Source organism: Arcicella rosea (genome assembly GCF_040543805.1).
In the GTDB taxonomy this organism is placed as follows: domain Bacteria; phylum Bacteroidota; class Bacteroidia; order Cytophagales; family Spirosomataceae; genus Arcicella; species Arcicella rosea.
In genome coordinates this window covers 1-13,426 of record NZ_JBEUMS010000012.1, presented here as the reverse complement: position 1 = coordinate 13,426, position 13,426 = coordinate 1, and the positions used below count along the sequence as shown (strand labels likewise).

At 35.7% G+C, this 13,426-nt stretch carries 12 protein-coding genes; 5 read left to right on the top strand and 7 right to left on the bottom strand.

Annotated elements, in window-relative coordinates; translation table 11 throughout:
* Positions 1-211: 211 nt before the first annotated feature.
* Complete coding sequence (locus ABID42_RS15525) at positions 212-1,609, top strand: sensor histidine kinase (RefSeq protein WP_367284440.1); 1,398 nt, start codon at positions 212-214, stop codon at positions 1,607-1,609.
* A gap of 11 nt (positions 1,610-1,620) precedes the next feature.
* Complete coding sequence (locus ABID42_RS15520; protein ID WP_367284439.1) at positions 1,621-2,067, top strand: response regulator; 447 nt, start codon at positions 1,621-1,623, stop codon at positions 2,065-2,067.
* Here ABID42_RS15520 and ABID42_RS15515 read toward each other — a convergent pair.
* The 3 genes from ABID42_RS15515 to ABID42_RS15505 all read right to left on the bottom strand — a co-directional run bounded on the left by ABID42_RS15515 (position 2,060) and on the right by ABID42_RS15505 (position 3,331).
* Positions 2,060-2,575 carry a hypothetical protein gene (locus ABID42_RS15515; protein ID WP_367284438.1) on the bottom strand — a complete coding sequence of 172 codons (516 nt, stop codon included), beginning with the start codon at positions 2,573-2,575 and terminating at the stop codon, positions 2,060-2,062. The genes ABID42_RS15520 and ABID42_RS15515 overlap by 8 nt on opposite strands.
* The gene (locus ABID42_RS15510) at positions 2,556-2,930 is read right to left on the bottom strand and encodes a hypothetical protein (RefSeq protein ID WP_367284437.1); all 375 of its coding nucleotides are present in this window, start codon (positions 2,928-2,930) and stop codon (positions 2,556-2,558) included. The genes ABID42_RS15515 and ABID42_RS15510 overlap by 20 nt, the downstream gene beginning before the upstream one ends.
* A 92-nt stretch (positions 2,931-3,022) precedes the next feature.
* A complete protein-coding gene (locus ABID42_RS15505; protein ID WP_323256301.1) occupies positions 3,023-3,331 on the bottom strand; it encodes a YtxH domain-containing protein in 309 nt (102 codons plus the stop codon).
* Between the two features lie 329 nt (positions 3,332-3,660).
* Here ABID42_RS15505 and ABID42_RS15500 point away from each other — a divergent pair, with 329 nt between their 5' ends.
* Positions 3,661-4,005, top strand: coding sequence for a response regulator (locus ABID42_RS15500; protein WP_323256303.1), 345 nt, complete (start codon positions 3,661-3,663; stop codon positions 4,003-4,005).
* 61 nt (positions 4,006-4,066) lie between these two features.
* Here the strand turns inward: ABID42_RS15500 and ABID42_RS15495 are convergent, their stop codons facing one another.
* The 4 genes from ABID42_RS15495 to ABID42_RS15480 all read right to left on the bottom strand — a co-directional run bounded on the left by ABID42_RS15495 (position 4,067) and on the right by ABID42_RS15480 (position 10,262).
* On the bottom strand, positions 4,067-5,173 hold the full coding sequence (locus tag ABID42_RS15495) for a M15 family metallopeptidase (protein ID WP_367284436.1): 1,107 nt from the start codon (positions 5,171-5,173) through the stop codon (positions 4,067-4,069).
* A 58-nt stretch (positions 5,174-5,231) separates the two neighbouring features.
* A complete protein-coding gene (locus ABID42_RS15490; protein WP_367284435.1) occupies positions 5,232-6,095 on the bottom strand; it encodes a DMT family transporter in 864 nt (287 codons plus the stop codon).
* A gap of 96 nt (positions 6,096-6,191) precedes the next feature.
* Positions 6,192-8,540, bottom strand: coding sequence for a ChbG/HpnK family deacetylase (locus ABID42_RS15485; protein WP_367284434.1), 2,349 nt, complete (start codon positions 8,538-8,540; stop codon positions 6,192-6,194).
* Positions 8,541-9,092: 552 nt separating this feature from the next.
* Positions 9,093-10,262, bottom strand: a complete 1,170-nt coding sequence (locus ABID42_RS15480) for an aminotransferase class V-fold PLP-dependent enzyme (RefSeq protein WP_367284433.1) — start codon at positions 10,260-10,262, stop codon at positions 9,093-9,095.
* Positions 10,263-10,360: 98 nt separating this feature from the next.
* On the opposite strand from ABID42_RS15480, the gene dnaG reads away from it, so the two are divergent.
* A complete protein-coding gene (dnaG, locus tag ABID42_RS15475) occupies positions 10,361-12,460 on the top strand; it encodes a DNA primase (protein ID WP_367284432.1) in 2,100 nt (699 codons plus the stop codon).
* Positions 12,461-12,476: 16 nt separating this feature from the next.
* Entirely contained in the window at positions 12,477-12,980 is a 504-nt protein-coding gene (locus ABID42_RS15470) for a SixA phosphatase family protein (protein WP_367284431.1), read from the top strand.
* Positions 12,981-13,426 lie beyond the last annotated feature (446 nt).

Genomic DNA, 13,426 nt, shown 5'->3' with positions numbered 1-13,426 from the left:
ATTTTATTATTTCTGAAAACAGACAAATAACATATTGCGATACTTTGGTACAAGTTGTGTAAAAAAATCCACACTTTGTAGAAAGTGTTTTAAATTAACTTATTTGCCAAAAAGAAGATTCCTTCTTATTACTTGTGTTCTCGCTTAAAATTTAAAACATTTTCCATTACTATTTAATCAACATGTTGCTTTAACAAGCTATTTTAAAACGATGCAAAAATCTCAGACCCTACAGTTCATCATAGCTTCATTTATAGGCTTTGCCTTTATGCTTGGCGGTTTATCATGGGTTTCTTTCGAACAAATCGCTCAGAATACGGAATATACTCAACTTGTGGAACACACACAATCGGTTTTGTGGGTAAGCGAAGAACTTATTTCTTCCATGAAAGATGTGGAAACAGGACAAAGAGGTTATATCATCACTGGGAAAAAAAGCAATTTAATTCATTATACAGAAGGGAAAGCAAAAGTATTTTCAAGATTGGATACACTAAAGATTTTGGTGGCGGATAATCCTGTACAGTTAAGAAGTTTGGCAAAAATTGAAGAAATGGTTTATGAGAAAATTAAGTATGTTGATTATAACATTGAAACTATCAAAAATAATAGACCTTTAGAAATCAATAAATTTGAGCAGGGCAGAAAGGCAATGGATAATCTCAGAATTTGGATTTCTACCTTTCAAAATAACGAAAAATCGATTCTTGAAACCAGAGTACGCTCTAAAATACATGGGCAATCGCTTTTGCCAATTTATCAAATCATGTTGGCTGTTGCTTCTTTTGCTCTTTTGTTAATTTCTTTTTACTTAGTTTATACTGAACTTAAAAACCGTTTTAAATTCCAGCAAGCATTAGAAAGTAAAATTGAAGAATTGAACCGTTCAAATTCTGAACTAGAGCAATTTGCTTATGTAGCCTCGCACGATTTACAAGAACCACTCCGAAAAATCAGGGCATTTTGTGATAAACTGCAAGTAAAACAAAAAATGTTTTTGAACGATGACGGAAAGGAAACATTGGATAAGATTTCTACCTCAGCAGCCAGAATGCAAGTATTGATTGATGATTTACTGAACTTTTCAAGATTAGTAAATCATAAAACTCATAGTTTGACTTCTGTGAATCTCAACCAAATTATTGATAATGTATTGAGTGATTTTTCTGAAATCATTACTCAGAAAAAAGCTACATTTTCTATTGCAAAGCTTCCAGAATTGAAAGCCTATAATTTTCAGATGAATCAACTTTTTATGAATTTAATCAGCAATTCTCTGAAATATACGAAAGAAGGCGTAAACCCACATACTATCATCGAATACTCTACCGTTCAAGGAAATACGATACCTCAGCTATCTAGTGTTCATGAAGAGCGTTTTTTCCATAAAATCTCCATACAGGACAACGGAATTGGCTTTGAAGGTGAATATTCCGAGAAAATATTCGTAATTTTCCAACGTTTACATAACCGTAATACCTATCAAGGTACTGGTGTTGGCTTAGCGATTTGCAGAAGAGTGATGACAAACCACAATGGTTTTGTCTTTGCCGATAGCAATCCCTACGAAGGAGCCACTTTCAGTGTCTATTTCCCGATAACTGCTTAAAAATTGATAAAATGAATAAAAGATGTAATATCTTAATTGCTGATGATGATGATGATGATAAGTTTTTGGTAAAATCAGCCTTGGAGGATTGTACCTCGAACACCCCCATTCATTTTGTTGAAAATGGCGTTGAAGTACTAGAATATCTAAAAAATGAAGGACAATTTGCTGATAAATATACTTTCCCTAAGCCTTCAATCATTATTTTGGATTTGAATATGCCTAAAAAAGATGGCAGAGAAACCTTGAAGGAAATCAAGGCGAATCCACTTTTCAAGAAAATTCCAGTCATCATTTTGACGACTTCAAAAGCGGAAGAAGATGTAAATCTATGTTACTCTTCGGGTGCGAACGCTTATATCGTAAAACCTAATTCGTTTACTGAACTCACTGAAATTCTGTCAACTATGACAAAGTTTTGGTTAGAAATCGTAACACTTCCACCTGCTATTATGTAGTAATGGCTAGTTTAGGCTGATTTCCCGAATGCTCAATCATTTCTGTAGGCTTTTCGCTGGTAACTTTTTTTACCCAAAGTAAAGATTTTTCCAGCAAGCCTTGCTTTGCTTTGGCTTGTGGAAGCTGCAAAGTATTTTCGGGCTTAGTCTTTTCATTGAACCAAGCAACTGACTGATTCACCATTTCATCTTTATTTTTGGCAACATAATTACTCAGTAAATTTTTGGCAAAAAAAGGAACGGCAAGTCGAACCAACCAAGATGAACTGCGTAAAAGTGTATTTCTTAGTAGCATATCCACTCCTAAATCTAGCCCAATATTTACGAGGCTATTGTTGCGGTTACTCTCCACAAATAGATTTTTAGAAACATCAACCATTTGTCGAACGGGTTGAATTTCAGTCTGAAGCATTTTAATATCTTCAGTAAGTTTTGCCTTGGCTATTAAAATATCATTTTCAAGCCTTAGCTTTTCGACTTTTAGCTGTTCAATATTTTCTATCTTCATCTTCGCTATAAAATTTCTTTAAAAAAGAATTAACCAAAGGCAGTTTAATATATTCGTCTTTGATAAACCAAAGTAAAATTCCTGCTATTACATAAAAAACACCAACACCAAAAAAGCCCAATGCCACACTGTTGAAGTATTGTCCCAGCACCCAAGCCACCGACAAACTCATAAATAATAAGACAATCATAAAAAGTAAAATAAAAAGTAAAATCGTTGCAAGGTCTGCAATACCATTGGCTGCTTTTGATGAGGTATTCAATACTCCTAACTTCCAGCGAGCCTCAACATAATCACTAGCGTGTTCGAAGATGTCTTCAGCAATATCATTTGTTTGTTCAAAGGCTGCCATCATTTTAAGAATTAAGTTAGAAACAAATTTTTAGGAAAATCAAAGAGTAAATGATAAGCTGACCAAGCCTTTAATTACTTGGTCAGCTTAAAAAACTATATCGCTGCTACATCTCTTTGAATTGATTTTACAGAACCGGTTGCCGTCTCTGCGATTTCGTCAAATTCATCTTTCGCTTTATTTTTCCAATTTCTTGCTCGGTTTTCAGCATCATCTACTAAACCTTTAGCTTGATTTTCGCCTTTTTTAATTAGGGTCAATAATTCATCAGCCCAAGTGTTGGCATTTTTCTTTACTTTTTTTCTCAAATCAGCTCCTTTTTCTGGGGCAAACACTAATCCAATTGCTGCACCTACCGCTGCGGCGGCAGCAATTCCAATAATAATTTTTGCGTTGTTTGACATGATAAAAATTGTTTTAGCGTGAATCTTTAATACCTTAGCTGAATAGTTTATCAAATCTATTCAATTGCATCATTTCTTCTCTAAATCTCAAAATTTTCATACCTAAACCTTGTGCTTGTTTTTTTGGATAGTTTTGAGGTACAGTATCCTCAAATTGTGGAATTTATCTTTTTAATTCTGCCTAATCAATTAATCTCTGGCACGATTTTTTAACAATGTCTATTCAAAAAAGTGTAACTAAAAGAGTTCATCAGAAATCTTATGCTGTTCCCTATAACAATTTTGTTTAAAAGGCTGACAAGACGAAACGATTTGGACTGCCAAATGTCATGAAAAATGTAGCTTTAATTATCGATGACGAGAAAGACACCTGTCTTTTATTAAAACATTTTCTTAAAAGAAAAGGAATTTATTCATACTATGCACTAACGCTTCAAGAAGGAATTGGAAAGGCTTTGGAAGTAAAACCAAATTGGTTATTTTTAGATAATAACTTACCTGATGGTTTTGGGATTGACCGTGTAAAAGAAATTAAATCTCTTTCACCAAATTCTAAAATTATTATGATTAGTGCGATGGGGAATTTGTTTGAGCTTGCTTCAAGTGTTGGTGCTGATTCATTCATCGAGAAACCACTCGACTTCAATAAAATTGAAAAATCAATGGCTTTATAAAATGGCATCGGATACCGCCATCCATGCCATTTAAAGCTATTGCTACCCATTCAAGCATTTGCTATTTCCACAAGCCCAAAGGAAAAGTAATTTTATTTTTTGCACTTACTAAAGTCACCGTTTGCGAAGCCAAATCGCCAACCAATAATAAGTCATTCTCGTATTGATAATCATCTGAATTTGCCAATTGTGCCTGAATTTTTTCCATCAAAGCATAAGGCGTTTTACCTTGTATATTCAAACATTGGCAAGGCTGATCTTGTTTAATTTTATTCAATTCCTGCAATAATTCTTTGGTATCTTCTGCTTTACTTTCTTTTCCTAAACTTATCATTTTATTCATCCAAGCATTATACTGTGGTCTGAAAGGTTCAAATTCAAAAACTAACTCAGGATGTTTCCTCAATAATTCTGCTCCATTTTTATACAATTGTAAATGTCCAGAATCAATAAAACCTACAAAATTCCCGCCCCAAGTAAGTCCGTAAGCTTCGGTTAAACTATCTAGTGGACGATACAATGCAAGATTATTCGAAATTCTTTTACGACGTGTATAAATGGCTACATCTGCCGCCAAGCCAAAATTGTGCATTGAAAGTGGCGTCGCTGTTCTTTTTTTTCCTAAATAATGTAATTGACGGCTTGTAGAACGTAAGTCAGAAATTACTTTAATAGAACGGTGTTTTTCTTTCATAATCGCTACGATAGAATCTCTTTTTTCAAGAAAAATCTTACGCTCATCTGTCAGTAAATTTTCCCAACGATTATATAAATAATTGGGCTGTTTGACCAAAGCCCAAAGGTAAGCTTGTTCTTGCCAAGAAGTATTTAAAGTAGGAAAAGCTGTTGTTTGAAGCAATTGAGAAGTCTCCTCTCTGTCAGCCTGCAAAGCCATTGTTTGAATATTACCTGTAGCATCCGCAAAAGCTACATAAATATTTCTGGGTTTCAAGGCTTGTTTCAGTAAAGTATCGGCTAAGTAATATGGCTGTGCTAAAGTATAAATCTTTAATTCACTAACGTGTTGGGCAGTATCGCAAGTGAAGTCTTTCCACGAATTATCTTCAAATAAATTTGATGTTTTGTCTATCAAATTACAGGCAAATAAGGAAACAGAAGCAAAGAGTATTTTAAGGAAATTTCTAAACACTAAGGCAGATAAAATCATAAAGTATTAAGGATTATAAATACCAAAATACAAAAAATAGCAGGGAATTCTAATGTATTTAGGAATTTAGTTTTTCTCGTTGCGCCAAATATAAACCCGCAATCACCAAAGAAGTACCGATATAAGTGAAACTACTGATGGGTTCATTTAAAATAACAGCCGCATAAATAAAACCAAAAATAGGATTAAGAAAAAGCCAAAGTGAGGCTTTGACTGGGTCTATTTTAAGGAGATATAACCACAATTGCACCGCCCCGATGGATACTGGAATAGCCAACCAAAGTACAGACATGCTAAAATTAAAATCATAAACATTCTGTGACCAATCGGTAAAGTAATAAGTAATGGGCAACAAGAAAATCCCACCTAACAATACTTGCCAAGCATTAATGGTAAATAAAGGCAAATGCCATTCTTGCGCTGAATAATAAACTGTTCCTACCGAATAGGCAATCATACTTGCTGAAAGAATGAGTAGCCCTTCAACATTTGCATAACTTTGTTGAAAAAGTGGATAAGTAGCAATCGCCACGCCTAAAATACCCAAGGCTAAACCCAATATTTCTGTACGTTTTACTGAACGACCTAACCAAAAAGCAGACAAAATACTGATAATTAATGGATTGGTCGCTACAGCCAAACTGCCGATTCCCGCAGAAACGTATTTGAGTGCCACCACAAAACAGCCTAAATAAACAGTAACATTCAAGAAACCATAAATCGCAATTTGTTTCCATTCTTTAGCTTTTGGTAGTGGATTTTTCTTGACGAGATGGCTATAAACCATCATTAATATGCCCGCCAAGAAAAATCTACAAGTACCAATTACAAAGGGTTGAGCCGATAAAAGCCCTATTTTGGTGGCTGCCGAAGCGGAAGCCCAAAGCATCGCAAAGAATAATCCTGCTAAGAAATTTTTCATTTTAAACTATTAGCCTTTTCAATAATTCATCAAAATTGACAATTTTAGTTTAAAACAATGCTTTATTGATGCAAAAGGTCAATATTTTTCCAACAATTATTTACTTCCTGCTATTACTTCTTTATAACTTACTAATTGAATTCCTTTTTGAAGAATCGCTGTTCTTACTTTTTCACTGGTAAAAATCGTCGTTACATCTTGACGACCCTGTGCTACATCTTCATAACCAATATGTGAAATTGCACGGAGTTCTTCGTTATCTAAACCAGGATGTTCTACAAAAACATACGCTTTGCCGTCTTCTAGTTTATCCAACATTCCGATGAATCCTTCTATTCTTTGCTCGGTATTTTTATTGTTGAAATCAAAACCTGTGTAGGCTACTTTTAGGTCTTTCATCGAATCTACATCCACCATCGTCAATTTGTATTCTTTGGCTACTCTTCTTGCCATATCTTTTACTTCTTGTGTAAAAGCAGTACTTCCCATGTGTCCAGAAACGTGGCTTAGTCTTGGAATATACTTCAATGCCATTTCTATTTGCGCTCTTAACTCTTTTTCAATGTCTTCTATTTTCCAATCATTATCAAGCACTGCTTGTTTTGGATAATTATTGTTGTGGAAAAGCATCGGATAAAAGTATCCATCGGCATTTCTTAAACTTTTGGCTTCGGTGAGTGGTCGCCATTTTACATTGTCCCATTCACTCGTAATAGCAAAATGCAAACCAACATCTACTCTTTTGTTTTCAGCCAGTAATTTTACTGCTTCTGGAAACCACGGCGAAGCCACAATTACTTCTATCGAAGTTTCGATGCCTTCTTTGTACGATTTTATCAAGGCTTCATTCCCCGAATGTGCATAACCCATGTCATCACCTCTGACGATTAATTTCGGTGCATTGGCTTTTGGCGTAAATACAATACCTTTTGAAATGGTTCTTTTACGATTGATATTAAAAATACTTTGGAAATCTATCGAAACATTATCGCCATCAAAAGAGCAAATAATCGTTTCTGTATGTGGACTTTCGATATAACGGAGTGTTAAGGCTAATGTATTTTCGTCTTTCCAAGTATAACTTCCCGCTACTTTAAAAGCTGGAAGTCCTACCCTATTGGCTTTGGCGGCAGCTACTAAATATGGACCAAATTTGGTAGTTTCAGACAATTCCCATTTGCCTGCTCCAAACGGAATTTGATGCGTAGCCGAATCTGTTTTGAAACTTACTTTACAAACACCATTATTGAAATCGAATTTTACATTTTCAAAACTTCTATCGCCCGTTACCATGCCAAAAGTTTTGCCAGAAACCTTTGATTCTATACCTGAACTAACATTTTTATTAGGAATCGGTAAGGCTAAAGATGTCGATTTCTCTTTCAATTTGGCTAACATTGCAGGATTAGCGGGCAATTTCTGGTCTTTAATCGCTGGTAAAAGGTATCTCCAAAGTAAATTAAACTCTCCTTGCATATCGGGAGCTTCGGCAGTAACAATAATCACCACATCTTTTTCTGGCAATACAATGATAAATTGACCATTTGCACCGTCGCCTCTGTAAGCATTATTTCTACTTCGCCACATCTGATAGCAATAACCTTGTAGCCAATCGCTTGAATCTTTTTTAGCTTGTGTGGCATTTGGGTCTTGCATGATTTTCATGGTACTTGCTTCTTCCACCCAAGCAGCAGGCAAAATCTGTTTGCCTTTCCACAATCCTTTTTGCAGAAACAATTGCCCAAATTTCGCCATGTCTTCGGTTTTCAAACGGATTCCCCAACCGCCAGTATTAATGCCTTTGGGGTCAACTTCCCAGTCGATTCCTGTAATTCCCAAAGGTTCAAATAATCTTGGTTGTAAATAATCAATTACTTTTTGACCCGTTACTTTCTGCACAATTGCCGAAAGCATATAAGTAGCGGCAGAATTATACAGAAATTTTGAACCCGGTTTATTCACAATCGGAGTACGCAAAAATGCCTTCACCCAGTTTTCATTTTTAGCACCAATTTCACCAGTTGGGTCAGTTTGATGTCCCACACTCATCGTCAACAAATCTTTAATCTTCAATTCTGCCAAATACGGACTTACTTGTGTTGGCAAATCATCAGGAAAAAACGAAATTACTTTATCCTCCACCGTAATTTTCTTTTCCGATACCGCAAAACCTATCGCCGTAGCTGTAAAGCTTTTACTCACCGAATACATGGTATGTTTTAAATCATTACGATAAGGATTCCACCAAGATTCAGCCACGACCTTCCCGTGGCGAAGCATCATGAAACTATGAAATTCATGTTTACTTTTTGAGGCAGCCTCCAAAAAATTGATGATAGCTTCAGACGAAACGCCTTCTGCTTCAGGCGTACTTCTTGGAAGAACAACAGGCTTTTGAGCCAATAACTGAACACTAACGAAGAGGAGAATCAATATTTTTCTCATTACCGAAGAAGATGATTAAAGATGAAAAGCTGATTGTTTTTAAACAAATTAAAGCTAATACTTATATCCGATAATCCTGTTCTGTAAGTTGGGTAAATACACTAAAATACTCGTGACATGACTCATTGAGTTATTTTGAGTAGGGAAAGATTCTGTCAGTCGAGTAAATACCCTAAAATACTCATGGCATGACTCATGGAGTTATTTTGAATATGGAAATATTCTGTCAGTCATGCCATGAGTGAAAGGGAACAATGCTTATAAAAACCGAACAATTCCGCAAAAAAGAGGGACATTTGATAGTTAAAGAGTGAACTTTGGTACTTAAAATAGGAAAGTTGGCACTAAAAACCGCAATTATCCGCAAAAAAGAAGGAAAATTTCTACTTGAAGTAGCAACATTTCTACTAAAAGGATAAAATTTTCCTCTTTTTTAATCAATTTTCCTACTAAAAGAAGAAAATTTTATCCTTTTATAACCAAAATTGGTATTCTGATACGAATCATTGGTTATATCAAGCCCAATAACTAATTAAAATCTTAAACCACCCCTTAAATCCCCTTCAATAACCCATCCATCAACACATCAATATCATTGGCATCGTTATAAACATGTGGGGCTAGTCGGATGGCTTCGCCTCTGAACGAAACAAATACTTTACGCTCTTGCAAAGCCTTTTGTATGGTTAGATAATCAGCTTTTGGCGGAATCCTAATCCCTACCAAATGACTACTTCTGTAGGGTTTTTCATCTACCCAATAGCCTTTTTCTTGTAAAAGCTTCAAAGGTTCTTTCAACAATTCATCACAATATTGATTTATAGAATCTACCCCCCAAGTATTGATTTGACTTAGAGCCGCCGCTAACATTGGGTTTAAGATAAAATTACTTTTTTCGCCCATATTATATCTGTCAGCCATACTTCTATACTGAGTTTGGTAATTTATCAGGTTTTTAAAATCTTCTGAACCTACTCTATTAATCCAGTTGCGTTCTAAAGGAGTTCCTTCATCAAAATAAGCACCGAAATATGCCACTCCTGCCGAATATGGACCTAAAAGCCATTTGTATCCGGGATTGATAATGGCATCTGGTTGTACTTTTTGTACATCAAAAGGCATCGCTCCGATACTTTGCGTACCGTCTAAAACGAGTAATGCACCCACCGAACGACATTGCTTTCCGATAATTTCAGTATCAAACGAAGTACCATCTGCCCAATGTGTTGGCGACACCACTACTAAACAAGTATTAGTCGTGATGGCTTCTAACAACCTTCCATTCCAGATTTTTCCACGATTTTCTAATCCTTCAGGCGGAGACACTACTTTCATGACCAAACCTTTATCTGCACAAACTTCTTCCCAAGCATAAACATCTGAAGGGAATTCTTCACTGACCATCACAATTTCTTGTCCCGCTTGCAAATTAGGTTTTCGATAAAGATTTTTTGCCACAATCGCCATGCCGTAAGACGATGAGGGAAGAATAACGATGCGTTGGGGTTCGGGACAATTAATCAATGTTGAATATGCTTCTTTGACGGGTTCGGTCGTTTCAAAAAAACTTTGAGAAGTAATATACTGCGGTTGCGATTTGCGTAAAATTCCTTGAATGCCAGCTTCTTCTACCGATTTTAAATTGGGTGCCATCGTGGCACAATTGATATAATGTGTGCCTTCTTCGAGGCTAAAAAGATGTTTTTGACAAGATAAATTCATGTTGCTGATGTTGATTTGAAATTTTTCAAAAATACAGATTCTTGACGATTTTAAATCAAAAATGATTTGTTCAAATCAAAAAGATGTAATTTTGAATTATGCGAATAGATGAAGCCACCATAGAACGAATCCGACAAAGTGCTGATATTGCCGATGTAATTGGCGATTATGTTTCTTTGAAGAAAAAAGGCGCAAACCTTTGGGCTTGCTGTCCTTTTCATGGCGAAAAGTCTCCTTCCTTTTCAGTTTCGCCAGCGAAAGGAATTTATAAATGTTTTGGTTGTGGAAAAGCAGGCGATTCTATCCGTTTTATCATGGATATTGAAGGCTTGGGATATGGAGAAGCACTTCGACATTTAGCCAAAAAGTATGGCATCGAAATCCAAGAAACACAGCTTTCCGACGAACAGCAATTAGCCCAAAACGAGCGTGAAAGCTTATTAATTGCTCTTAATTACGCCAAGAATTATTACCAAAATAACCTTTTTCAACATGAAGAAGGGCAGTCAATTGCTTATCCTTATTTTAAAGAAAGAGGTTTTTCAGATAAAACAATTCGTACTTTCGAACTAGGTTACAGCCTTGAAAACTGGGATGCTTTTACCAAAGAAGCCCTAAAAAATGGCTATAATTTAGATATTTTGGTGAAGGCTGGGCTGACGATTTTGAAGCAAAATGAGCAAGAAAATCCTCAGCAAAACCAAAAAACATTCGACCGTTTTAGAAATAGAGTAACATTTCCTATTCATAATGTTTCGGGAAAAGTAATTGCTTTTGGAGCAAGAATTCTGAAAAATGATAAATCTCAGGCAAAGTATTTGAACTCGCCTGAAACAGAAGTTTATCATAAATCGAATGTACTTTATGGTATTTTCCAAGCCAAAAATGCTATCAGAACCAAGGATGTTTGTTATTTGGTAGAAGGTTATACGGATGTTATTTCTTTGCATCAAGCAGGAATCGAAAACGTAGTAGCGTCTTCGGGTACTTCTTTGACGATAGAACAGATTCGATTAATCGCTCGTTTCTCGCAAAATATCACCGTTTTGTATGATGGTGACCCTGCGGGAATCAAGGCATCTTTGCGAGGAATGGACATGATTTTGGAAGAAGGGCTGAATGTAAAATTAGTCGTTTTTCCAGAAGGCGAAGACCCTGATAGTTATGTTCAGAAAATCGGTTCAGATGCTTTTGTAGAATATATCCACAAAAACGCTAGCGATTTTATTACTTTCAAAGCAGAATTATTCCTCAAAGAAGCGGGAAGCGACCCATTCAAAAGAGCTGAGTTGATAAAAGACATGGTGGGGAGTATTTCTAAAATACCTGATTCTATCACAAGGTCTGTTTTCTTTCAAAAAACAGCGAGTTTAATGCAGATTGATGAAGCAATTTTAATTACTGAAAGTAACAAAATTGCCTTTGAAAGAAGTAAACAGCGAGAAAAAGACAGTCAAAGAGATGCCAATCGTCAGCGATTGCAAAATGATTTACCTGCTGGCGTAACACTTAGTCAACCAACTTCACAACCGAATGTAAATTTCGATGATTTACCAAGTTTTTCGGAAGAAGATGAATTTTCAGGTTTTCCAACAGATTTTGTTCCAAGTACAAGTACTCCAGTATCCAACACACCTGCTAATATTCCGCCAAACACTAAAGTAACACCAACAGGAATTGCTTTGCAAGAAAGAGAATGTGTGCGACTATTGGTGAGTCATGGCGTAAAAGAAGTAGATCCAGGTGTTGCCCCAGGTGTTACTTTAATGCAATATATTTTATCAGAAATTGATGGCATGAATTTTACTACCCCAATTTATGATAATTTTTTAGCGATGTGTCGTGAGAAATTCATTCAGGGAATTGTATTAGATACTAAGTTTTTTATTGCACACATTAATCCCATTATTCAACAAGAAGCCATCAATTTAGTTACCGAACGTTATGCAGCTTCGGAAGCTTGGTTGAAACACGAAATCATTGTACCGACAGAAGACGATAAGTTGGCAGATTTAGCTTTTCAGAATATTTTACGCTTGAAAAAAGCATACAACGAACAGCAAATGAAGGATTTGATGCAAAAACTTGCCAAAACTTCGGATGCCGATGAACAAACGCATTTGTTAGGCTTATTTATGGAAGCCAAGCAAATAGAAAAAGAAATCGCCAAAGAATTAGGAACGGTTGTAGGTAGATAGACATTAATTAATCAACATGACAAAGACATTATATTTGGTTCGCCATGCCAAAGCTTCAGATTCAGTAAGTCCCGATATTGTTCGTCCGCTTACCTCAAGTGGTATGATTGATACCGCAAGAATGGGCAGAAATTTATCTACCAAAATCAGCCCAATTGATTTAATCATTACTTCAAATGCCGAACGTACACAAATGACAACAAAAGTACTTTGTGAACAATTGGGTATTCCAGAAGAGAAAGTTTATGTATTGAGTGATTTATATGAAAGCTCGCCAAAACATTATTTAGATGCAGTGAATGCCATTCCCGCCAATCTTAACCACGTGATGATTGTGGGGCATAATCCAAGTATTAGTTATTTTGCAGAGTACTTAACACATGCAGATATTGGTGCAATGCCAACTTGTGCAGTAGTTGGGATGAAAATAGAAAATCAGGCTTGGGCAGAAGTAGGGAAGAAATCAGGAGATTTAATTTTCTATGACTCTCCAGAAAGTATTTTGGGGTATAATAGTTAGTATAAAAAAAGCGGTCAAAATTAGTTTTTTGACCGCTTTTTTGTTCGATGTCAGGCTCTGAGGATATTGACATAACTAGCCCAAGTGTTAAGCAAAGCGTCACTTGTGATAAACTTTAATTCCGTTTGAAACTGAATTAAAGCAAACGTCCAAGATATAGTCTTGAACGAGATGAGTAAAACCACTTGTGTCAGCTTTCATTTTTCTTCCTTTTTTCTGCTTCAATTAATGGTTTATGCCAATCCCATAATTCGCTCAAAGTTTTAAAATTATCAGGAATTGGGTTGTTTTTTCGAAAAGCTTCTTTTATTGACCTTGGTTGATAATGACTAAAGTAGCTTTCACTTGTTCTGAGTCTGTTCACCGAACTGTGTCAGTTTAAATTTAAGTTTATTTTTTTACTTTTACTCAGACACACTTTATTATGGAGACTCCTGACAATTTTG